Raw genomic sequence first — 22,595 nt, 5'->3', positions numbered from 1 at the left:
CTGTGCCCATGATTCGATTTCCTACTGCCTTCGCTGCGTCCCTCGTGCTGGTCTCGAGCCTCACCGCCTGCGGCTTCCATCTGCGCAACTCGCTGGCGCTGCCGCCGGACACGCCTGCGGTGAAGGTGCAGTCCGCGGTGCAGTACAGCGAGCTGGCCAAGTTGCTGCGGCGTGGCCTCAAGGCCGCCGGCGCCACCCTGGCCGACGAAGATGCCAAGACCGGCTTTGCGCAGGTGCAGGTGTTGTCCGAGCGCTGGGGCGATCTGCCGATCGCCATCGACAGCCAGGGCCGCGCGCAGGAATACAGCCTGCGCTATGCGGCCATCTTCACCGTCACCACCGCCAACGGCTCGGTGCTGGTGCCGCAGCAGGTGATCGAGCTGTCGCGCGACTACGTGTCGCCACCGGTGGATGCCACCGGCACCGCGACCGAGCGCGAGATCCTCGCCAACGAACTGCGCAAGGACATGTCGGCCTCGATCCTGCGTCGCATCGACAGCGTCGTGCGCGCGCGTGTGGAGCGCGGCGAGACGCTGGAAAGCACGCCCAGCGCGCCGCTGCAGCCGGCCACCACACCGCCGGTGCAGCCGTCCACGCCGGAATCGAGCGTGCCGGCCTCGCTGCCGCCCGCGTCTTCGTCGAATAACTGAGCAGCTGGTGATCGTCCCGTCCGCGCATCTGCCGGACAACCGCGCACGCTGTGCGGAGTTGGCGTGCGCCAGGCGCATGTCGCGCTTGCTGCGCGGTGAGCATGCCCCGACGATCGTCGCCGACGCCGTCTTGTGCGTGACAGTGCAGTGGCGCGTGCCTTCGTAGTGATGGAACTTACCTAGTCATGGAACTTCGCCCAGAACAGCTCGCCGGCCAGTCCAATCAGCCGCTGCAGCCGGTCTACCTGATCGCCGGTCCGGAGACCTTGCGCGTGCTGGAGGCGGCCGATGCGGTGCGCGCACGCGCGCGCGCCGAAGGCATCAGCGAGCGCGAGGTCTTCGATGCCGATGGCCGGGAGTTCGACTGGAACCAGCTGGATGCGACCTTCAACGCGCCCAGCCTGTTCAGTCCGCGCCGGCTGGTGGAAGTGCGCCTGCCCAGCGGCAAGCCGGGCAAGGACGGCGCCGAGGTCATCACCCGCTTCTGCGCCAACCCGCCGCCGGATGTGGTGCTGTTGATCACCGCCAACGACTGGAGCAAGGCGCACCAGGGCAAATGGGCCGACGCGATCGGCCGCATCGGCACCATTTCGGTGGCCTGGGCGATCAAGCCGCACGAGCTGTCGGACTGGATCGAGCGCCGCCTGCGCAGCCACGGCCTGCGTGCCGACGCTGCGGCGGTGCAGCGCCTGAGCGAGCGGGTGGAAGGCAACCTGCTGGCCGCCGCGCAGGAAATCGACAAGCTGGTGCTGCTGGCCGATGGCAAGGTGCTGGACCTGGAGGCGATGGAGTCGCTGGTCGCCGATGCCGCGCGCTACGACGTGTTCCGCCTGGCCGAAACCACGTTCTCCGGGCAGCCGGCCGCAGCGATCCGCATGCTCGCCGGCCTGCGCGCCGAAGGCGAGGCGGTGGCCGCGCTGATGCCGATCCTGATCAAGGAACTGCTGCGCACCGCGTCCTTGGCCAAGGTGCAGGCCAACGGCGGCAACCTCGCTGCCGAAATGAAGGCGCAGGGCCTGTGGGAATCACGCCAGGCGCCGTTCAAGCGCGCGCTGCAACGGCACCCCGAACCACGCCGCTGGGAGCGCTTCGTCGCCGAAGCCTCGCGGGTCGACCGCATGGCCAAGGGCCGCGCCGACGGCGACCCCTGGGTCGGCCTGGAACGCCTGCTGGTGGCCGTGGCCGAATCCCGCGCGGTGAGATTGCTGGCGTGAAAGCCGGCGATGCCGCCAACGGCGACGCGCGACCCGCCTCCCCCCCAAGCAGCGCAACCCCCGACCAGGCCGCAGCTGCAGCCCCTACCTCTCTGCCCACCAACTCCCGCCCGGCAGCACTGGCTCCGCGCTCTTCCGATTCCCGAATCCGGATTCCCGAATCCCGGCTCCACCCCGATTCCCCAATCCCGATTCCCCAATCCCAGCTCAACCTGTACTACGGCGGCACCTTCGATCCGGTCCACCTGGGCCACCTCGCCATCGCCTGCGCCGCGCGCGACGAACTGGGCGCGTTGGTGCACCTGGTACCGGCCGCCGATCCGCCGCACCGCCCCGCACCCGGCGCCACCGCAGCGCAGCGCGCGCGCATGCTGGAGCTGGCGCTGGCCGATACCCCCGGGCTGGCGCTGGACACCCGCGAGCTGCACCGCGCCTGCCGCGACCATGCGCCGTCCTACACCGTCGACACCTTGCGCGCGCTGCGCGCCGAGCTCGGCCCCACGACACCGATCGCCTGGCTGCTCGGTGCCGATGCCTTCGTCGGGCTGAGCAGCTGGCATCAGTGGGAAGATTTGTTCGAGCTGGCGCATTTCGTCATTGCCGCGCGTCCGGGCACGCCGCTGGACCTGGCCGATGCGCCGCAGCTCGCCGCGGCAGTGCAGGGCCGCTGGGCCGCCAGGGCGGGCGAGCTGGGCATCTCGCCCGCAGGCCGCCTGTGGTCGCTGCAGCAGCCGTTGCGCGGCGAATCGGCCAGCGCGGTGCGCTCGCGCATCGCCGGCGGCGGCGACTGGCAGGCGCTGCTGCCGGCGTCGGTGGCGGCATTTATCGCGCACGAAGGCCTCTACGGCTGCGCCCAGCCGACTAGCTGAACACGCAGCCGGCCGGACCGGCCTATAATTCGCGCCAATTCCATCGAGTTGCCCGCTTTGACCACCCAAGCCCAAGTCATCAAGACCTCCATCCCGAATCCGCCGCCGTCCGTGCCGGCCCTGCTGGCCACCGTGCGCGAGGCCGTGGAAGAGCTGAAAGCCAAGGACGTGGTCGAGATCGATGTGCGCGGCAAGTCCAGCGTCTGCGATTACATGGTGGTCGCCTCGGGTACCTCGACCCGCCATGTGAAGTCGATTGCCGAAGAAGTGGTCAAGTTCGCCAAGCGGCTGGACGTGATGCCGCTGGGCGTGGAAGGCGAGCGCGAGGCCGAGTGGGTGCTGGTGGACCTGGGCGACGTGGTGGTGCATGTGATGCTGCCGCGCGTGCGCGAGTTCTACGCGCTGGAACGTCTGTGGACGGTGGGCGACCAGCGTCCGGACGATGCGGAAGCCGATCCCGAAGAGTGAGTGAGCCGGGCATGCCACGCAATGCCCGACCCCCGACCGATGCGCCTGCCTCGCAGGCGCTGCAACAGTTGCGCAGCCAGGGCGCACACGCCTCCGGCGCGCCGCTGTCGCCGGCACGCAAACGCTTCGACCGATTGCTGCGCGACCTGGAACGGCATCGTGCCGACCTGCAGGCCTGGCAGCTTGCACTGTCGCAGTGGCGCGAGCGTTACCACGCCGAATTGCAGCCCTTGCTCGACCACCGCCGCGCGGCCGACATCGCCCTGGTCGAAGAGCTCGACCGTGCGTATGCCACGGTCAAACTGGGTAAGGCCGACCGCGCCTTCCTGTCCGAGTTGCTGTGCGATATCGCCGCCCCGCTGATCGAGGCCGGCCACGCGTCACTGCGCCCGATCTACGATCGCCACAGCGCAGCCGGTTACGACCAGGAAGTCGCCGAATCCGATGCGCTGATGAAGCAGATCCTCGGCCAGGCCTACGGGCTGGATGCCGACGAGCTGGATGGCATCGATTCGCCCGAACAGCTCTACGAGCGCGTCAGCGAGCGCCTGCAGCAGGAGCGTGCGCAGCAACAGCAACGCCACACGCAACGGCGCAAGCGTGCCGAGCACAAGGCAGTGGTGGAGAATGCCGAGCCGCCGCCATTGCGCGAGCTGTATCGCAAGCTGGCCGGCAATCTGCATCCGGACCGCGCCAAGGGCGCCGACGACCATGCCGCGCGCACCATCCTGATGCAGCGGCTCAACGCGGCCTACAAGGCCGGTGATCTGCTGGGTCTGCTCGAACTGCAGGCCGAGATCGGTCTGATGGACGCGCAAGGCGTGGATGCGATGAGCGCCGCGCGCCTGCAGGACTACAACCGCGAACTGGATCGGCAGTGCAGGCAGCTGCAACAGCAGGTGCAGCAGCAGTCGGACGAGTTTTGCGCCGAATACGGGCTGGAGTTGCCGTCGCGCCCCAAGCCGGAGCGACTGGGCCGTTTGATGGCCCAACTCAAGCGCGAGGTCGAAGACGACCTGCTGGACGCGCGCCGTGGCCTGCGCGAGCTGGAAGACCCGCAATCGTTCAAGCGCTGGTTGAAGCGGCAGCGCGCCATGGCGGGCGCGCCCGACGCGCCCTGGTTCTGATCCCGGCCTTTATGGTGGTTGTCGGCTTGCACATCCGCCATCGGGGGCGCGCGCATGCTGCGCGCAGGCTCGGCTTGACTCGCTGCCAGCCGTGTAATCGGAACGCGTGCATGCCTGGCGTTGTGCCGGCGGCCGGAGCGACGCTGCCGAACGGAGGCCGGTCCGTTCGGCAGCGCTGGCCGTTGCCCTATGCCTAAGACAGCCAGCTCAGGGCCGCAGGCTCACAACGGCCCGCGCTCCCACGGGCCGGTGATCGCTAGCGTGATGCCCGGGGTCTGGATGTTGACGAACAGGGTGCGCGCCAGCGGATCCCAACAGGCCCCGCAGAACTCGGTATCGCGGTAGTCGCCCTCGGCAATGGTCTTGCCGGCATCGGCGATCTGCTGCGAGGTGAGCTGCACATTGTTCTTGGCCAGATAGAACGACTCGCCGCCGCGGGTCAGCCCGAGCAGCCGCGCGCCGGGGCCGTATTCGTCCGGGCTTTCGCCGCCGTCTTCGCACAGCACCACGCCGCCGCGCGCGCTGACGGTGACATTGTCCGGGTTGTGCGCGGCCAGCTGATTGCCGCTGACGAACAGGGCGCTCAGGCGCTGGGTGAACAGGTCCAGCACCCACACCGCGCCGTTGCCGTAGCCGCGCCGGCCCTGTGCATCCACGCCGGTGCTGGTGTCGACGATGAAGAGCTTGCCGTAGCTGTACCAGATGCCTTCGCCACGGCTCATGCGCAGCGCGCCATCTGCCCAGGCCTGCGCAAACGGCCCGCTCAGGGTGTCGTTGGCGCCGATGTCGGCAAAGCCGGCCGGTGCGGCGATGCTGTCCAGATCCGGCTCTTCGATGTCCACCCATTCCAGCTGGAACTGCTGGCCGATGCTGGCCACGGTGAGATCGGCATTGCGCCGCCCGCGCACGCGTGCGGCCTGCAGCCGGCCGCCGTTTTCCAGCGAGCCATTGCGCCCACGGCGGTCGTTGGGAATGAAGCGGTACAGCCCGGCCTTGTTGCGGTCGTCCTCGGTGAGATAGACGATGCCGGTGCGCGGATCGATCGCCACTGCCTCGTGGCTGAAGCGGCCCAGCCCGACTAGCGGGCGACCAGTGGTGCGCTGGCTGTCCGGGTCCACTTCGAACACGTAGCCGTGCTTGCGGCCGGTGCTGGACACCGCATTGGTCTTGATCTCCTCGCAGCTCAGCCATGTGCCCCACGGGGTCGGGCCGCCGGCGCAGTTGACCAGCGTGCCACCCAGGCTGGGCTCCAGGCTGCCCCAGCCGCGGCGGCCGTAACTCAGCGTTGTGGTGCCGCCGCCGGCGGATTGGGTGCCGCTGACGATGCCGGTGTCGTACATCGCCGGCGCGCGGAACGGCGTGGTCGCACCGCGTTCGTGGTTGCGGATCAGCACATATTCCAGGCCGCGCAACGGGTCGCCGCCCGGACGCCAGTCGGGCCGACGCAGGCCGACCACGGCCATGCCGTCATGGCGGTCGGGGCAGGGCTGGCCATCGTCCATGCGGTCGCCGCTCCAGCCGAACGAGCGGTAGCTGAAACCGCGCGGCAGCTGCAGCAGCGGCAGTCCGGTGCTCTGGTCGGCGACCGGTGCGAGCGGGCCGTACCGGCTGGGCACCGGGGCAAGTTGCAGCGGCGGCGAGGAACTGTTGGCGGCCTGGGCCTGGCGAGACTGCAGCGCACTCAAACTGCCTAGCGCACCGGCGGCCATCACGGCAGCGCTGCCCTTGAGCACCTGGCGGCGGGCGGGATCGAAAATCGGCATCGAACGACTCCTGCGGGCTGGGTAGTGCGCCGACCCTAGAAGCTCGCTGTAACCGCACCATGACACCGCTGTGATCGCCCCGGTTCCGATGCCCAAGCTGTGACGCGGATATCATGTGGTCATGAAATGCCGACTTATCGCTACCGGCGAGCGCGCACCGGCCTGGGTGGCGCAGGGCTTTGCCGAATATCAGAAACGTCTCTCGCACTGGATGCCGCTGGAGCTGGTCGAGATCGAACCCGGCCTGCGTGGCAAGGGCCGCGATGCACAACGCGCCATCGACGACGAAGGCCGCCGTGTGCTCGCCGCGCTGCCCAAGAACGCCTACGTGGTTGCGCTGGATATCCCGGGCCGCCCGCTCAGTTCGGAACAGCTGGCCCAGCGCATGGAGCACTGGCGCGGGCAGGGCCGCGATCTGGCGTTCCTAATCGGCGGCCCCGAAGGCCACGCCGCCGAGGTGCTGAAAACCGCCAGCGAAAGCTGGTCGATCGGCCCGCTGACCCTGCCGCACATGCTGGTGCGCCTGATCGTCGCCGAGCAGCTGTACCGTGCTGCGGCGATGCTGGCCAATCACCCGTACCACCGCGCCTAAGCGGCATCGCGACGGCAGTATGCCGCGCGTCGCCGCTGCGCTTTCGAGATGGATGTGCGGGCGAGTAGACGCGCGCATCCTCAACCCGATCCGCGAGACCGCACGTCGTCGCGTGCACGCAAGGCGCACTGCAACGATGCGCATGCAACAGCTGAAACCGTGGTCTTGCAGCAGCCGGCTGCGCAACGCCAGACCATGCGGCGACCGGGCATCCGGGTCGCCGCAGGTGATGACGCATCAGTTCAACGAAAAACTCACCGGCACCAGGCCGTAGGCCTGCACGGCCTGGCCGTTCTGCATCGCCGGCTGGAAGCGCCAGTTGCGCAGCACCTGGCTACGTGCCGCCAGATCGAGCGCGCGATGACCGCTGCTGGTCTGCACGCTCACCTCGGCCGGGCGCCCATCGACGCCGACCAGCACGCGCAGCAGCACCGTGCCCTGCTGCCCGGCACGCAGTGCCGCCACCGGGTAACTCGGCGCCGGCGAACTCAGATACTGCAACTGGCCTGCCTCGACCGGGCCGCTGGGCGCGGCAATCGCCGGCGCGCTGTCAGACACCGCCTCCGAGACCGCAGGTAAGGCGAACGTTGCGTTGTCGACCACCGCGGGCTCACTGATCACCGGGGTCTGCACCTGCACCGGCACCGGGGTCGGCGATGCATGCGTTGCCTTGGGCTTGAACTTCACCTCGATCGGAAACACCGGTGGCGGCGGTGTCTCGATGGTGATGGGCATGACCCAGCGTTCTTTCGGTGCGGGCTGCTGCGGAATTGCCCGGTACGAGAGCGGTATCAACAACAACCCGCCGGCCAGCAGATGCAAGGCCACCGCCGTGCTCATCGCCAGAACGCGCGAGGTGTCGATGCCGGTGGATCGGGAAGAAACCTGCGATTGCGTGCGAACCATCATCCACCTCCTCAACGGAACTGCGGAAAGGACCAGCGCGACCCGGACGCACTACACCATCCGGTAGCGTAGGTTTACCGCGAGCCTTGCGCGGGCACAAGCGATTTCGACGCGCTGGAGGTCGGCTGGTCGATTCGCCCCGGTCCCATCGATCCGCACACATTTGGCACGTCTGACTCGTGCCGGAAGCGGGGCAGGTGTCATCGCAAGGCGAGGCAACACAACTTTTGGCGTGCCCAATAAAAAACTGCCCTCGGGGAGGGCAGTCTGGAAAGCAAACCGAACGCGGTTGCGGTCAGGTCAACGACCCAACTCGAACGTCACGTCCAGGTTGATCGACAAGGTGCTCTCGCCCGGGGCGACCTGGGTGTCCATCTCGGCCTTGGCCGAGCGCATCGAGGCGGCCATCATCATCGGACGCACGCCGCCGCCGCTGCGGCCTTCGGAGATGCTGACGATGCGGCGTACCTTCAGGCCCAGCGACTTGGCATAGGTGTCGGCGCGGGCCTGGGCCTTCTTCAGCGCGGCCACACGGGCCTCGTCGTAGGCCGGTTCGGGCTGGTCGACCGAGAAGCTGGGGCCGTTGATGTCGTTGGCGCCCTGGGCGACCAGCGCATCCAGCACCTTGCCCAGGCGCGAGATGTCGCGGACCTTGAGGCTGACCGTGTTGCTGGCCTGGTAGCCGTTGATCTTGGGCGCCTCGTTTTCCTTGTAGGTGTACTGCGGGCTGAGGTTGATGCCGGTGGTCTGCACGTCCTTGTCGGCGATGCCGGCGGCCTTGATCGCGGCTATGACCTTGCTCATCTGTTCGGCGTTCTGGCGCATGGCGGCGTTGCCGTCGGCGGCCTGGGTGACCACGCCGGCCGACAGCGTGGCGATGTCCGGTATGCGCTTGGCCTCCGCCTCGGCCGACACGTTGAGCAGGGTGCCGTCGTTGGGAATGGTGTAGCTCGGAGCGGTCTGGGCGTGGGCGGTCATGGCGGTTCCGGCAGCGATGGACAGGGCCAGCAACAACGGTTTGAGGGTGGTACGCATGAGATCTCCTTGTCTGTAGGGGAAGCGTGTTGCCGGTTCGATGAACATGTTGTGAGTCGAACGCGACCACTGCCGCCCGGATCGGCAAGCGGGCGGGGAGGGGCAACAGGTATGCTGGACGGATGCTCTATCTCGCCTCCCGGTCGCCGCGCCGGCAAGAACTGCTGCAACGCTTGGATGTGCCTTTCCAGACCCTGCAACTGGACGTGCCCGAACTGCGCGCGCCTGACGAATCGCCTGCGCAATACGTGCAGCGCGTGGCGCTGGACAAGGCGCGTGCCGGCCTGGCGCAGGTGCAGGCCAGCGACCCCGATGCGATCGTGCTCGGCTCCGATACCGAGGTGGTGCTGGGCGAACGGGTATTCGGCAAGCCGGCTGATGCGGACGATGCGATCGCCATGCTGAGCCTGCTGTCCGGGCGTACCCACCAGGTGCTCACGGCCGTGGTTCTAGTCTGCGCGCAACGCGCCCCGGTGCAGGCGCTGGTGGTGTCGGAGGTGACCTTCGCGCCACTCGATGCTGCGCAGATCGCCGCGTACGTTGCGTGCGGCGAGCCGATGGGCAAGGCCGGCGCCTATGCAATCCAAGGCCGCGCCGAACGTTTTATCAGCCATCTGTCCGGCAGCTATTCCGGCGTGATGGGATTGCCGCTGTTTCACACCTCGCAGTTGCTCACAGCCCTCGGAGCGCATTGATGTCGGAAGAGATCTTGGTCAACGTCACCCCGCGCGAAACCCGCGTCGCGGTGATCGAGAACGGCATGCTGCAGGAGCTGCATATCGAGCGCGGCTGGCGCCGGGGCGTGGTCGGCAATATCTACAAGGGCAAGGTGCAACGGGTGATGCCGGGCATGCAGGCGGCATTTGTCGAGCTGGGCCTGGAGCGCGCCGCGTTCCTGCACGCCAACGACGTGGTGCGCCCGGCGCCGGCACCGGCCAGTGTGGTCGATACCGAAGAGACCCCGATCCCGCCGCCGCCGGCGGCCGCGGTGCCGATCGTGGAACTGCTGCGCGACGGGCAGGAGATCGTGGTGCAGGTGGTCAAGGACCCGATCGGCACCAAGGGCGCGCGGCTGACCACGCAGATCAGCATTCCTTCGCGCTACCTGGTGCTGCTGCCGCAATCCAAGATCGTCGGGGTGTCGGCGCGGATCGAGGACGAGGCCGAGCGGCTGCGCCTGAAGACCATCGTCAGCGAGGTCTCGGCCCAGCACGGCGGTTTCGGCTACATCATCCGCACCAACGCCGAAGGCCAGCCGGCCGAGGCGCTGGCCGAGGACATCGCCTATCTGTCGCGGGTCTGGAACGTGGTCGAGCGGCGCGGCCGCGAGGCGCCGCCGTGCAGCATCATCTACGAAGACCTGAGCCTGCCGTTGCGTGCGGTGCGCGATCTGATCCGCCGTGACGTGGAAAAGGTCAAGGTCGATTCCAACGAGACCTTCGTGCAGTTGCAGGCCTTCGTGGCCAAGTACATGCCGGTGCTGGCCGAGCGGCTGGAGCTGTATACCGGCGACCGACCGATCTTCGACCTGTACGGGGTCGAGGACGAGATCGGGCGCGCGCTGAACAAGCAGGTGCCGCTCAAGTCCGGCGGCTACCTGGTGATCGACCAGACCGAGGCGATGACCACCATCGACGTCAACACCGGTTCGTTCGTCGGCCAGCGCAATCTCGAGGAGACCGTGTTCCGCACCAACCTGGAGGCCGCGCAGGCAGTGGCGCGGCAGCTGCGGCTGCGCAATCTGGGCGGCATCATCATCATCGACTTCATCGACATGGACGATGCCGAGCACCGCCGCCAGGTGCTGCGCACGCTGGAGAAAGCGCTGGCGCGCGATCACGCCAAGACCACCGTGTACGAATTCTCGCCGCTGGGCCTGGTCGAGATGACCCGCAAGCGCACCGTCGAAAGCCTGGAGCGGCAGCTGTCGGAAACCTGCGGCCAGTGCAGCGGGCGCGGCACCATCAAGACCGCCGAAACGGTGACCTACGAGATCTTCCGCGAGATCACCCGCGCGGTGCGCCAGTTCGATGCGGCGCGGCTGCTGGTGATCGCCTCGTCGAAGGTGGTCGCCCGCATCACCGACGAAGAGTCGGCCGCGGTGGCCGAGCTCGAGGAATTCCTCGGCAAGAGCATCCGCTTCCAGTCCGACGACCAGTATCTGCAGGAGCAGTTCGATGTGGTGCTGCTGTGAGTCCGGGATTGGAGAGTCGGGATTCGGGATTGGTCAACGCCGGCTCTGGTAGCGTGGCTTGGTCCGATAATGGCGCTTGACGGCACCGTGCGCGGCTTTGCTTTGACCAATCCCCAATCTCCAATGCCCAATCCCCGCCCCTGATGCCCACCCCGCTGCGCCGCCGTCTCCGTCTGTTTCGCCGCTATGCGATCACTGCCACCGCGCTTGCGCTGGTGGCGATCGCGTTGCTGGTGGGCGCGGCCAGCCAGGCGTTGCCGTTGGCCGAGCAGCGGCCGCAGCAGATCGCTGCGTGGCTGAGCGAGCGCGCCGGCCAGCCGATTGCGTTCGATCGCCTGCAGACCGAATGGACCCGGCGCGGCCCGTTGCTGCGACTGGATGGCTTGCGGATCGGCCCGCATGGCGAGGTGCGTGTGGGCCAAGCCGAAATCCTGCTGGCGATGTACGCCGGCCTGTTGCCCGGCCACTCGCTGACCGAGGTGCGTCTGCGTGGCCTAGCGCTGACGCTGCAACGTAGCGACGATGGCGTCTGGTCGGTGCAGGGTCTGCCGGCCGGGCGGCGTTCGGACCCGCTGGAAGCGTTGCGCCGGCTCGGCGAGATCCAGGTGGCCGAGGCGCGCCTGCGCGTGGCCGCGCCGTCGATCGGCGTGGATACCACGCTGCCGCGCATCGACCTGCGCCTGCGCGTCAACGGCTCGACGGTGAAGGTCGGCAGCCGCGCCTGGATCGACCTGCAGCGCGCACCGCTGACCACGGTGATCGCGTTCGATCGCGACAGCGGCGACGGCAGCGCGTATGCGCAAGCCGACCCGGCCGATCTGGCCGCCTGGGCGGCGTTGCTGCAGTTCGGCGGCATGCGCGTGGACGGCGGCGGCGGACGCCTGCAGGCCTGGGCGCAGTTGCGCGCGCGCCGGATCACCGCAGTCACCGTGGATGCCGATCTGCAACAGCTGCGATTGTCCGGCGCGGCCTTGCCCGAGCAGACCGCACGCCGCACGTTGGTGTGGGAGCGGCTGCAGGCGCGCGCGCTCTGGCAGACCATCGACGGCGGCTGGCGCATGGATGCGCCGCTGCTGCGCTTGGGCCAGGCGGCCAGGCTGCAGCGGCTGGACGGGCTGAGCGTTGCCGGCGGGCGCCGTTATGCGGTGGTGGGCAACCACCTCGATGTCTCGGGCCTGATCGCGGCGGCCGCCTTGAGCGAGCAACTGTCGCCTGGCCTGCGGCGCTGGCTGAGCCTGTCCCGGCCGCAGTTGCGCCTGGCCGATCTGCAGATCGCCGGCGAGCAGGGCGGAGCGGTGCGCGCGCAGGGCCGGATCGAGGAACTGGGCTTTCTCCCGGTGGGCAACGCGCCGGGCATCAGCGGCCTGCGCGGCCGGATCAATGGCGATGCGCAGGCGATCCAGCTCGACCCCGCAGCGGATGCCACGCTGCGCTTCGACTGGCCGACCGGTTTCGGGGTGGTGCACGAGTTGCAGCTGGCCGGCAGCATCGTGGGCTGGCGCGACGGCGCCGGCTGGCAGGTCGCCACGCCGGCGTTGCGCGTGCAGGCCAAGGACTATGGCGCCAGCGTGCGCGGCGGGCTGTGGTTCCAGAACGATGGCAGCCGCCCGCGCATCCAGCTGGCCACGCAACTGGACGATGTCGCCTTGCCGGTGGCGCGCAAGTTCTGGATCCGCTCCAAGATGAGCAAGGCAGCCATCGACTGGCTGGACACGGCAGTTGCCGGTGGCGTGATCACCGGCGGCACCGGCCTGGTCAGCGGCGATCTGGACGACTGGCCGTTCGACAACAACGACGGCCGGTTCGAGGCGTTCGGCCAGATCCGCGACGGCGTGATCCCGTTCAATCCGGACTGGCCGGCGATGGAGCAAGTGCAGGCCGATCTGCGCTTCATCGGCAACGGATTTTCCCTGCAGGGCAAGGGCGAGCTGGCCGGCGCGCCGATCGCGTCGCTGGAGGCGGGCATTCCCAGCTTCGCCACCTCCGAGTTGTACGTGCGCGCCTCCACCCGGGCCGATGCCGCGCAGCTGCTGGGCATGTTGCGCAAGAGCCCGCTGGAGCAGCGCTACGGTGACACCTTGCGCAACCTCACAGTGTCCGGCCCGGCAGCGGTGAGCTTCGACCTGCTGCGTCCCCTGCGCACCGGCGGTGTGGGCGGCCATCTGCAGGGCACGGTCGCGCTGCAGGGCGCCAGGCTGGGCGATGCGCGCTGGAACCTGGCCTTCGACCAGGTCAGTGGACAGGCCGAGTACCGCGACAGCGGCTTTGCCGCCGAGCGCCTGAGCGTGCAGCACCAGGGCCGCAGCGGCGAGTTGTCGTTGCGTGCCGGTGGCTTCGTGCAGGACCCCAAGCAGGCCTTCGAGGCGCGCTTCGGCGCTACCCTGGATGCGAAAGAGCTGTTCGACCGCGCGCCGCAGATGGAATGGTTGCGCCCCTACGTGCATGGCAGCGCACCGTGGCAGGTGGGCGTGGACGTGCCGCTGACCTCACCGGGGCAGGCCGACGCGCAGGCGTTGCTGACACTGCGCTCGCAGCTGGTCGGTACCACCCTGGATCTGCCCGCACCCTTGGACAAGGCGGCCACGCAGCCGCTGGACACGCAGGTCAGGGTGGCCTTGCCGGTGGGCGATGGCGACATCGACGTGGCCTTCGGCAAGCTGGTTGCGCTCAAGGCCAGCAGCCAGGGCAACCAGACCGGCGTGCGCGTGGTCATGGGCACCGACACGGTCACCGAGCGGCCGCCTGCCAACGGCCTGGTGGTCACCGGCCGCACTGCCTCGCTGGATGCGATCGACTGGATCAGCCTGGCGCGCGGCAGCAGCGAGCCGGACATGCCGCCACTGCCGGGCCAGCCGGCAGCACCGAAGCAGGACGCCGTGCCATTGCAGCAGGTCGATGTGCAGGCCGACCGCTTGCTGATGATCGGCGGCGTGTTCCCGCAGACGCGCCTGCGCCTGCGGCCGACCCGTGACGCGGTGGCGGTGACCCTGGACGGCCCGTCGCTGGCCGGCCAGCTCAGCGTGCCCAATGCCGATGGCGCCGCCGTGCAGGGCAAGCTGAGCACGGTGCACTGGCAGCCGGTGGCCGCACCGGCCGAGCCGGCCGCGCCCGAGCCGGGCGATCCGTTGGCCGGTGCCTTGCCGGAACCGGCGCGCCGCGCGGTGGCCGAGTTCGACCCGGTCTCGATCCCGCCGCTGTCGCTGGACATCGACGACCTGCAGGTCGGCAAGATGACCCTGGGCACGGCCACCCTGCGCAGCAGCCGGCTGACCGACGGCATGCAGGTGGACCAACTGCAACTGCGCTCCAACGACCAGAACATCGGCCTGACCGGTGCCTGGCGCGGCAAGGGCGACTCCGCCAGCACCCGGCTGTCGGCACGGGTGGACAGCCGCAATCTCGGCAACCTGCTGCAGAACCTCACCCTGGGCGGCCAGCTGCGCGGCGGCGAAGGCCAACTGGAACTCAATGCCGGCTGGCAGGGCTCGCCGACCGGGTTTGCGCTCGGTTCGCTGGATGGCGACCTCAAGATCGACGTGCGCAACGGCCAGCTGCTGGAAGTGGATCCGGGCGCCGGCCGCGTGCTCGGCCTGCTCAGCGTGGCGCAGTTGCCACGCCGGCTGATGTTCGACTTCCGCGATTTCTTCTCCAAGGGGCTGGCCTTCAACAAGCTGGACGGCCAGGTGCGCTTCGGCGAGGGCTTCGCGCGCACCGATGCGATCCGCATCGAAGGCCCGGCCGCCGACATCGCCATCCGGGGGCAGACCGACCTGCGCGCGCAGACCTTCGACCAGACCGTGGACGTGAACCCCAAGGCCGGCAATCTGCTCACCGTGGTTGGCGCGGTGGCCGGCGGCCCGGTCGGGGCGGCGGTGGGCGCGGCCGCCAATGCGGTGCTCGGCAAACCGCTCGGGGCGATCGGCGCCAAGACCTATCACGTCACCGGGCCGTGGAAGGATCCGCAGGTGGACGTGGTGGAGCGCGAAGTGCGCGAGCGGGCGCCCGGCAAGCCGCCGGCAGAAGGCGCGCCCACGGCAACGCCAGGCGCGCCCGGTCGGTCGCCACGCTGACGCGCCCGACTGCGGGCGCGCTGGCGAGTGTTGCTGTTGAGTCGTCTCGGGCGCTCAGGCCTTGCCGCAAGTGGATCGAACGCGGCATGCGCGCCAGCGGCACGTCTGGTGCGCCGATGCAGCGATGCACTCAGTCCAGCGGACTGTCGCCGTCACTGTCGGCGCGCACGAACATCGGCAGACGCAGGCGCGAACGGTGGCCCTGCACCGGCGCCTGATCGGCACCGGCGACGCCACGGAAGTACCCGCGTTGCCATTTCTCGCGCGCGGCGGCCGACTGCGCATCCGGCAGTTCCTGCAGAAACTGCGTGCGGCTGCGGGTCCAGTCGGCATGCTGTTGCGCCAGTTGCGGCGCCTCGGACAAGGGCTTCCACTGCGGCTGCACCTGTTCGATCAGTTGGCGCGGCAGCGGGAACAGATGGCAGAACGGCTCGCCGGCCTCGAAGCGCACTTGCCCGGGCCGGGTGAACTTCCAGTTCATGGTGAAGGTGTACGGGCTCCAGTCGGTTTCGACCATGCCGCTCAGCGCGCCGATGCCGTCCTTGGGCCGGTTCAATGGCCCGGTGACAAACAGATCCATGCCGGCATCGGTGCGAAACAGGCAGGGCACGTGGAAGGTCAGCACGCCGTAGCCGAAGTGACTGATGGCCGGTGAGGCGGCGCCGGCATCGGCGCTGATCCGGATCGCATCCAGGCTGTCGCGCCCGTCCCAACTCGCCTCGAAACCGGCCTGGCACAGCAGCTCCCAGCCATGCGCATTGGCGATCGCCAGCGGCAGGCAGCGGTAGGCATAGCGCTGGTCGGTGGCGTCCATCCAGTCGCGCTCGTGCGGGGCGGGGCGGATGTCCAGCGTATGGCCATCCAGGACGTGGGCAGTGAGCTTCATGCGCGGGCGTCGGCGTGGCGATGGGCCCGCGATGATAGCCGTGCCGCATGTTCAGCCGAACGACTTGTCTCCCCGGCGCGCGGGCCCCATCCTGACTGCATGACCGATAACGCTCTCACTCTGGCCGAAACCCGGCTGTTGCTTCCTTCCGGCCTGGACACCGGCCATCTCGACCGCACCTTCGGCGCCCTGCTGGGCCCGGGCATCGACTTCGGCGACCTGTACTTCCAGCATTCGCGACGCGAGAGCTGGAGCGTGGAAGACGGCATCGTCAAGGACGGTGCGCATTCCATCGAACAAGGCGTGGGTGTGCGCGCGATTGCCGGCGAGAAGACCGGCTTCGCCTATTCCGACGATATCCAGCGCGATGCCTTGCTGGAGGCGGCGCAGTCCGCACGCGCAATTTCGCGCGAGGGTGGTGCGCAATCCACCCGCTCGCTGGTGCGCGGCAACGGCCGTGCGCTGTACCCGGCTACCGACCCGATCGACGACATGGACAGCGCGACCAAGGTCGATCTGCTGCGCCGTATCGACCAATACGTGCGCGCCGCCGACCCGCGCGTCAAGCAGGTGATGGTGAGCCTGTCCGGCGGTGTGGACACGGTGCTGATCGCGCGCAGCGACGGCGTACTCGCCGCCGACGTGCGCCCGCTGGTGCGCCTGAACGTGCAGGTGATCGTCGAGCAGGGCGGGCGGCGCGAGTCCGGTTACTCCGGCGGCGGTGGCCGTTACGGCTATGCCGAACTATTCGCAGATGGCCGCCCGGAAGGCTTCGCCCGCGAAGCGCTGCGTCAAGCGCTGGTCAATCTGGATGCGATTCCGGCTCCGGCCGGCGTGATGCCCGTGGTGCTCGGCCCGGGCTGGCCCGGCGTGCTGCTGCACGAGGCGGTGGGGCATGGCCTGGAAGGCGATTTCAACCGCAAGGGCACCAGCGTCTACGCCGGCCGCATCGGCGAGCGCGTGGCCTCGCCGGGCGTGACCATCGTCGATGACGGCACCCTGGATGGCCGCCGCGGCTCGCTCAATATCGACGACGAGGGCACGTCGACCCAGTGCACCACGCTGATCGAAGATGGCGTGCTGATCGGCTACATGCAGGACACCCACAACGCGCGCCTGATGGGCGTGGCGCCGACCGGCAACGGCCGGCGCGAATCGTTCGCGCACCTGACCATGCCGCGCATGACCAACACCTACATGCGCGCCGGCCAGCACGATCCGCAGGAAATGATCCGCTCGGTGAAAAAGGGCATTTACGCGGTCAACTTCGGCGGCGGCCAGGTCGACATCACCAGTGGCAAGTACGTGTTCTCGGCCACCGAGGCCTACCTGATCGAAGACGGCAAGGTCACTGCGCCGGTCAAGGGCGCCACGCTGATCGGCAACGGCCCGGAAACCATGCAGAAGGTGCGCATGATCGGCAATGACCTGGCGCTGGACGAAGGCGTGGGCGTGTGCGGCAAGGACGGGCAGAGCGTGCCGGTCGGCGTCGGCCAGCCGTCGCTGCTGATCGACGGCATCACCGTTGGTGGAACGCAGGCCTGAGATGCGGGGATTTGGGAATCGGGATTCGGGATTCGCAACAGCGGGGACTGCGGGGTGTGGTGGGTTGCGCTTGGGCGGATCCGGGAGCCGGGATCTGGGATTGGCAACGGCCGGGATGGCCGTTGCGGGGCTGGATGGATCGGGCGGAGCCTTATTCGTCGCCTTCCGACGCCGATTCGTCGTCTTCCAATCCCGATTCCCCACTCTCCAATCCCTGCTCCTGAGACAACTCGCGCAGCACCTGGAACAGCTCGCGGTAGGCGCGCGGCGGTTTGTTCTTGGCCCGCTCGTGGATGGCATTGCGCACCAGCTGGCGCAGTTGTTGACGGTCGGCGGCCGGGTAGGTTTCCAGCAGTTCGGCCAGCGCCACGTCGCCTTCGGCGAGCAGGCGCTCGCGCCAGCGCTCGACGCGGTGGATCGCGGCCACTTCGCGGCGCGCGGTGTCGCTGTTGGCATCCAGCGCATCGCGGATTGCGGCCAGCGTTTCGTCGTCCTCGCGGCGCATGTGCTTGGCCAGAAACGCCAGCTGGCGCTTGTGCGCGATATGCGAGGTGATGCGCTTGCTCTCCTCGATATGCGGGATCAGCGATTCGGGCACTGGCAACTTGGCCAGCTGCGCCGGAGTGAGCGCCACCAGCTTTTCGCCCAGGTCGAAGATTTCCAGCGCCTCGCGCCGCTGCTGGCTGCGGCTGGCGCCGCGGAATTCACCGGTGTCTTCGTCGCGTCCGCGCATTGCCATCCATCCGAAACAAGAAGTTATTCATCATTGAGACTAGGATAAAGCATTGAACGCACTCTCCTCCGAAACACGTGTCCAGGACGACAGCCTGCAGCGCCTGGATGCGCTCACCGACATCGCGCAGCGCCTGCTCGAACGCGCCCGTGCCGCCGGCGCCACCCAGGCCGAAGTGAGCTGCAGCGAAGAGCGCGGGCTGGACGTCAACGTGCGCCTGGGCGATGTGGAGACGGTGGAATCCACCCGCGACCGCGGCATTGCGGTCACCGTGTACTTCGGCAAGCGCAAGGGCAGCGCCAGCACCGCCGATCTGCAGGATTCCAGCCTGGAATCGACCGTTGCCCAGGCCTGCGCGATCGCCCGTTACACCGAGGACGATGTCGCTGCCGGCCTGGCCGACCCGGAGCTGATGGCGCGCGACTTCCCCGAGCTGGACAGCTGGCATCCGTGGGCACTGGACGCCGACACCGCGGTGGACCTGGCGCTGGCCTGCGAGAGCGCCGGGCGCGATGCCGATGCGCGGATCAGCAACTCCGACGGCGCCTCGGCCAGCACCGGGCTCAGCCTGTCGGTCTACGCCAACTCGCATGGTTTCATCGGCCGCGAGCGCGGCACCCATCATTCGATCAGCTGTGCGCTGATTGCCGGCCAGGGCGACGGCATGCAGCGCGATGGCTGGTACAGCAGCGCGCTGGCGCGCGAAAACCTGGAGGCGCCGGAAGCGATCGGCCGCCACGCCGCCGAACGCACCCTGGCGCGGCTGCAGCCACGCTCGTTGCCGACCGGCCAGTTGCCGGTGCTGTTCGCGCCGGAAGTGGCGCGCTCGCTGGTCGGGCATCTGCTCGGAGCGGTCTCCGGCGGCGCGCTGTATCGCCGCGCCAGCTTCCTGCTCGACAGTGTCGGCAGCAAACTGTTCCCGGACTGGTTCAACATCGAAGAACTGCCGCACCTGCGCCGCGGCCTGCGCTCGGCCGCCTTCGATGGCGAAGGCGTGGCGACGCGGCGTTCGGCATTGATCAGCGACGGCGTGCTGCAGCGCTATGTGCTGGGCAGCTACTCCGCACGCAAGCTGGGCCTGCAGACCACCGCCAACGCCGGCGGCGTGCACAACCTGCAGGTCACCGCCAACGCCGGCGACCTGGCTTCGCTGGTTGCCGGCATGTCGCGCGGCCTGCTGGTCACCGAGCTGATGGGTAACGGCGTCAATCCGGTGACCGGCGATTATTCGCGCGGCGCCGGTGGCTTCTGGATCGAGAACGGCGTGATCGCCTATCCGGTCGACGGGCTGACCATCGCCGGCAATCTGCGCGAGATGTTCGCCGGCATCGAGGCGGTCGGCAGCGATGTCGATCCGCGCTCGCACGTCAAGATCGGCTCGGTGCTGGTCAACCGCATGACGGTGGCAGGCGATAGCTGACCGTGATTGAGCAGGGCTGCTGCGCCAACTGCCCAACTACACAGCGTCCGGCGCGCGCGCGTCTTGCCGCTCTGCCTGGCGGCAACCGCCGTGCAGAGCCGAGACCATGTCTTCCCGCACTGGTAGCTGGCTGAATCGTTGTTATAGTCCGCCGCACCACAACCATGCATGGGGAGACATGATGAGCGAATTCGAGTCACACGCCGTACCGCCGCCGCCGCCGCCGATCGGGACCAGCACACCGTCGGAGGAGCGCACCCTGGCGCTGGCCGCGCACCTGCTCGGCATCCTGACGTCCTTCATCGGCGCGCTGGTGATCTGGCTGATCAGCAAGGACGCCAACCCGTCCAAGCCGTTCGCCACCGATCAGGCCAAGGAAGCGTTGAACTTCCAGATCACCGTGATCATTGCCTATGTGGCTGCGGTGATCCTGACCATCGTGTCGTTCGGCATCCTGTTCTTCGTGCCGACGCTGGTGTGGATCGCCAACCTGGTGCTGTGCATCCTGGCCGCAGTCAAGGCCAACAACGGTGAACACTACCGTTATCCGTTCACGCTGCGCCTGATCAAGTAATCCGGCGCGGTGCAAATGACAAAGGCCCGGCAGCGATGCCGGGCCTTTGTCGTTTCAGACGATGACGCGATCAGTTCTGCGCCGGGGTGTTCTCGGCGAAGTACTCGTGGCTGTCGGCATTGGTGATCGCCTGGGCTGGGTTGCTGATCGCCAGGCTGCGCGCGCCGGACTGGCCGTAGACACGGTCCTGGGTGCCGGCGACGACCGTGAAGTGGCTGGTCTCGTGCACCAGCGTGCCAGCCTTGGAGTCGGTGCCGGTTGTCGACGCACTCCAGAACGCATTGCAGACATGGATCTCGTACGGCTGGTTCGGATAGACGTAGGCGAAGGCGTCCGCCAGATCCGCTTCGCAGCTGCAGTTGATCGTCAGCTGGCCGTTGTTCTGGTCCAGCGCGTTGTCGATGTTGACGAAGTTCGAGCTGACCCGGCTGTAGCGCGAGGCATTGTAGGCGCCGAACCAGGTGGTGTAGCGCGCACCGGTGCTGCCGGCATTGAGGTAGTTGCGCGCGTTCTGCGAGTAAGTACGCGCGGCAGTGACGGCACTGGCGGCCTGATTGGTGCGGGTGGTGCTGCAGTTGAGGTAGTTGATGCCATTAACCACGGCGGTCGGACCGATTGCGAGCTGGCGCTGCACGCCGCGACGCGCGCCGTCCAGCCAGACCGTGAGCGGCGTGCTGGTGGCCACGGCCGGCTGGCCGTTGGCCGCCTTCATCAGACTGCCATCGGACAGCGAGGCATATTGCAGCGACGAACGGACCTGGATGGTGTAGTTGCCACTGGTCGACAGATCGTAGGCGCCGGCCAGATCGACCTCGCCCTTGACGCTCTGGCCCGGCTTGAGGATGGTGAAGTCCGCCGCCTTGGGCAGGCCACGCTTGACCAGGCGTCCGGTGTAGGCCACCGGCGCGCCATCGCGGCTCACTTCCAGGATGCCGTTGTCCAGCGTCTGCAGCGGCAGCTGATAGGTCGGCACGCGTGCGATCTGGCTGCCGTTGTTGGTGACGGTCACCGCGATCTTGCCCTGGTGTCGCCCGGCCTGATCGGCGACCGGCGCCAGTTCGATGGTCAACGGGACCGGGCCGCGCACGGACTGCGCCTGCGCCGAACCGAGCACGCCAACAACGGCCAGCGTGCCTGCTGCAAACGATGCGAGAAAAACGTTCTTCACCAGTGACTCTCCATGTGGTCGGGGGATGTCCGCGAACGCGGGCAGGTCAACCTAGGCAGAGCGAGCAGACGCAACAAGAGAACCGATTGATGTGGTTTTTGGCCTGCCGGCAGTCAGGCAATGACAAATGCGGACACCGATGGCGACAATTCAGCCTGGAAGTGTGAATTATTCCGCACTTTATTGCCGCCCTGCCGAAGTTTTCATGTGAAAAATGTATGGAAGGAGAAGTTACGTTCTGTGACGCAGCGCAGCGCTTGCAGGGCGGTGTGCTGCAGCCGCACCGTGCGCTGGCGCACGGTATGCGCAAAGGCCGGTGCGAGCGCCTGATCGCTGCGGGCTGCTGAAGTCGAACGCGCTGCCGTAGTCGCCGTGCGTGGTGGCGTTGAAGCCGGCTGCGCGGCCGCTCGCCCTTGCGCATCGGCGGAGCCTGCGCATGTCGCCAGGCATCGGCGCACGAGGCGCCCGGCGCGCCTGTGCGGCAGCTCAAACGAACGCGGAGCGCTAGTGCGCGCGGTCCACCGCAAACCGGCCCAGCGTCGCCAGCGTGTCGCCGGGCGCACCGTAGGGCTGCAGGATGTCGTGCATGCGGGCGGCCAGTTCGGCCAGCTTGGCCTTGGCGCCGTCCATTCCGAGCAGGGCCGGATAGGTGGACTTGGCCTGCGCGGCGTCCTTGCCGGCGGTCTTGCCCAGCTGCGCCGAGCTCGATTCCACATCCAGGATGTCGTCGCGGACCTGGAACGCCAGGCCCAGCGCATCGGCAAATGCATCCAGGCGTTGCTGGTCGTCGGCTGCGGCAGCGCCGGTCAGCGCGCCCATGCGCACCGCGGCGCGGATCAGTGCACCGGTCTTGAGGGCGTGCATGCGCTCGAGATCGCGCAGCGATTGCAACTGGCCGGTGGCATCGATATCCAGCGCCTGGCCGCCGCACATGCCGGCAGCGCCTGCGGCGGTGGCCAGACTCTGCAGCCAGCCGACCCGCAGCTCCGCGCTGACCGGGGCCGCAGCCAGCAGCTCGAAGGCGCGCGTCTGCAGCGCGTCGCCGGCCAGGATCGCCGTGGCTTCGTCGAAGGCGATGTGCACGGTGGGCTGGCCACGGCGCAAGGCGTCGTCGTCCATTGCCGGCAAGTCGTCGTGCACCAGCGAATAGGCGTGGATCAGCTCCACCGCCACCGCGGGCGTGTCCAGGCGGTCCTCGTCGGCGCCGAACAGTGCGCCGGTCGCATACACCAGCAGCGGGCGCATGCGCTTGCCGCCGCCCAGCACCGCGTGCCGCATCGCGGCGTGCAGTCGCTGCGGCGCCAGGGTGGGACTTGGCAGACTGGCCTCCAGGCTGCGTTCTGTGCGGCCGATCCAGTGCTCGAACAACGCCGAACTCACC

At 68.3% G+C, this 22,595-nt stretch carries 19 protein-coding genes; 12 read left to right on the top strand and 7 right to left on the bottom strand.

The window, feature by feature from the left end; translation table 11 throughout:
- Positions 1–8 precede the first annotated feature (8 nt).
- From lptE to DGN21_RS12935, 5 genes are all read left to right on the top strand, one after another.
- Positions 9–650, top strand: a complete 642-nt coding sequence (lptE, locus tag DGN21_RS12955) for an LPS assembly lipoprotein LptE (RefSeq protein WP_024939734.1) — start codon at positions 9–11, stop codon at positions 648–650.
- Between the two features lie 185 nt (positions 651–835).
- On the top strand, positions 836–1,864 hold the full coding sequence (holA, locus tag DGN21_RS12950; RefSeq protein ID WP_047126816.1) for a DNA polymerase III subunit delta: 1,029 nt from the start codon (positions 836–838) through the stop codon (positions 1,862–1,864).
- A 92-nt stretch (positions 1,865–1,956) separates the two neighbouring features.
- Positions 1,957–2,733 carry a nicotinate-nucleotide adenylyltransferase gene (gene nadD / locus DGN21_RS12945; RefSeq protein WP_252374713.1) on the top strand — a complete coding sequence of 259 codons (777 nt, stop codon included), beginning with the start codon at positions 1,957–1,959 and terminating at the stop codon, positions 2,731–2,733.
- 57 nt (positions 2,734–2,790) lie between these two features.
- The gene (rsfS, locus tag DGN21_RS12940; protein WP_016903759.1) at positions 2,791–3,201 is read left to right on the top strand and encodes a ribosome silencing factor; all 411 of its coding nucleotides are present in this window, start codon (positions 2,791–2,793) and stop codon (positions 3,199–3,201) included.
- Positions 3,202–3,212: 11 nt separating this feature from the next.
- On the top strand, positions 3,213–4,328 hold the full coding sequence (locus DGN21_RS12935; protein ID WP_184551013.1) for a J domain-containing protein: 1,116 nt from the start codon (positions 3,213–3,215) through the stop codon (positions 4,326–4,328).
- Between the two features lie 221 nt (positions 4,329–4,549).
- On the opposite strand, the gene DGN21_RS12930 is transcribed toward DGN21_RS12935, so the two are convergent.
- The gene (locus DGN21_RS12930; RefSeq protein ID WP_065032489.1) at positions 4,550–6,091 is read right to left on the bottom strand and encodes an alkaline phosphatase PhoX; all 1,542 of its coding nucleotides are present in this window, start codon (positions 6,089–6,091) and stop codon (positions 4,550–4,552) included.
- A gap of 121 nt (positions 6,092–6,212) precedes the next feature.
- Between DGN21_RS12930 and rlmH the strand changes: the two genes are divergently transcribed.
- Positions 6,213–6,683 carry a 23S rRNA (pseudouridine(1915)-N(3))-methyltransferase RlmH gene (gene rlmH / locus DGN21_RS12925; protein ID WP_016903756.1) on the top strand — a complete coding sequence of 157 codons (471 nt, stop codon included), beginning with the start codon at positions 6,213–6,215 and terminating at the stop codon, positions 6,681–6,683.
- Between the two features lie 237 nt (positions 6,684–6,920).
- Here the strand turns inward: rlmH and DGN21_RS12920 are convergent, their stop codons facing one another.
- Together DGN21_RS12920 and DGN21_RS12915 are read right to left on the bottom strand one after the other, a co-directional pair.
- Positions 6,921–7,523 (bottom strand): energy transducer TonB, encoded by a 603-nt coding sequence (locus DGN21_RS12920; protein ID WP_184551185.1) that lies wholly within the window; start codon positions 7,521–7,523, stop codon positions 6,921–6,923.
- A gap of 366 nt (positions 7,524–7,889) precedes the next feature.
- Positions 7,890–8,624 carry an SIMPL domain-containing protein gene (locus tag DGN21_RS12915; protein ID WP_126965941.1) on the bottom strand — a complete coding sequence of 245 codons (735 nt, stop codon included), beginning with the start codon at positions 8,622–8,624 and terminating at the stop codon, positions 7,890–7,892.
- Positions 8,625–8,746: 122 nt separating this feature from the next.
- Between DGN21_RS12915 and DGN21_RS12910 the strand changes: the two genes are divergently transcribed.
- From DGN21_RS12910 to DGN21_RS12900, 3 genes are all read left to right on the top strand, one after another.
- Entirely contained in the window at positions 8,747–9,319 is a 573-nt protein-coding gene (locus DGN21_RS12910) for a Maf-like protein (protein WP_126965942.1), read from the top strand.
- A complete protein-coding gene (rng, locus tag DGN21_RS12905; protein ID WP_016903751.1) occupies positions 9,319–10,818 on the top strand; it encodes a ribonuclease G in 1,500 nt (499 codons plus the stop codon). The genes DGN21_RS12910 and rng overlap by 1 nt, the downstream gene beginning before the upstream one ends.
- Positions 10,819–10,961: 143 nt before the next feature.
- Positions 10,962–14,888 (top strand): YhdP family protein, encoded by a 3,927-nt coding sequence (locus DGN21_RS12900; protein WP_215824938.1) that lies wholly within the window; start codon positions 10,962–10,964, stop codon positions 14,886–14,888.
- Between the two features lie 130 nt (positions 14,889–15,018).
- Here DGN21_RS12900 and DGN21_RS12895 read toward each other — a convergent pair whose 3' ends face one another.
- The gene (locus DGN21_RS12895) at positions 15,019–15,774 is read right to left on the bottom strand and encodes a DUF6065 family protein (RefSeq protein WP_215824937.1); all 756 of its coding nucleotides are present in this window, start codon (positions 15,772–15,774) and stop codon (positions 15,019–15,021) included.
- Between the two features lie 99 nt (positions 15,775–15,873).
- On the opposite strand from DGN21_RS12895, the gene tldD reads away from it, so the two are divergent.
- On the top strand, positions 15,874–17,319 hold the full coding sequence (gene tldD / locus DGN21_RS12890; RefSeq protein ID WP_215824936.1) for a metalloprotease TldD: 1,446 nt from the start codon (positions 15,874–15,876) through the stop codon (positions 17,317–17,319).
- Positions 17,320–17,470: 151 nt separating this feature from the next.
- Here the strand turns inward: tldD and yjgA are convergent, their stop codons facing one another.
- Positions 17,471–18,052, bottom strand: coding sequence for a ribosome biogenesis factor YjgA (gene yjgA, locus DGN21_RS12885; protein WP_102256558.1), 582 nt, complete (start codon positions 18,050–18,052; stop codon positions 17,471–17,473).
- A 52-nt stretch (positions 18,053–18,104) separates the two neighbouring features.
- On the opposite strand from yjgA, the gene pmbA reads away from it, so the two are divergent.
- Both pmbA and DGN21_RS12875 read left to right on the top strand, forming a co-directional pair.
- On the top strand, positions 18,105–19,472 hold the full coding sequence (gene pmbA, locus DGN21_RS12880) for a metalloprotease PmbA (protein ID WP_215824935.1): 1,368 nt from the start codon (positions 18,105–18,107) through the stop codon (positions 19,470–19,472).
- 106 nt (positions 19,473–19,578) lie between these two features.
- Positions 19,579–20,046 carry a DUF4870 domain-containing protein gene (locus DGN21_RS12875; protein WP_186810818.1) on the top strand — a complete coding sequence of 156 codons (468 nt, stop codon included), beginning with the start codon at positions 19,579–19,581 and terminating at the stop codon, positions 20,044–20,046.
- A gap of 70 nt (positions 20,047–20,116) precedes the next feature.
- On the opposite strand, the gene DGN21_RS12870 is transcribed toward DGN21_RS12875, so the two are convergent.
- Positions 20,117–21,214: a M35 family metallo-endopeptidase gene (locus DGN21_RS12870; RefSeq protein ID WP_039522258.1), complete on the bottom strand. Its 1,098-nt coding sequence runs from the start codon at positions 21,212–21,214 to the stop codon at positions 20,117–20,119.
- 504 nt (positions 21,215–21,718) lie between these two features.
- A complete protein-coding gene (locus DGN21_RS12865) occupies positions 21,719–22,594 on the bottom strand; it encodes a polyprenyl synthetase family protein (protein ID WP_126965946.1) in 876 nt (291 codons plus the stop codon).
- Position 22,595 lies beyond the last annotated feature (1 nt).

This window comes from Xanthomonas sp. MLO165, from assembly GCF_018831305.1.
Taxonomy (GTDB): domain Bacteria; phylum Pseudomonadota; class Gammaproteobacteria; order Xanthomonadales; family Xanthomonadaceae; genus Xanthomonas; species Xanthomonas arboricola.
The sequence above is the reverse complement of the archived record's forward strand: the minus strand, read 5'-3'. Positions and strand labels throughout refer to the sequence as shown.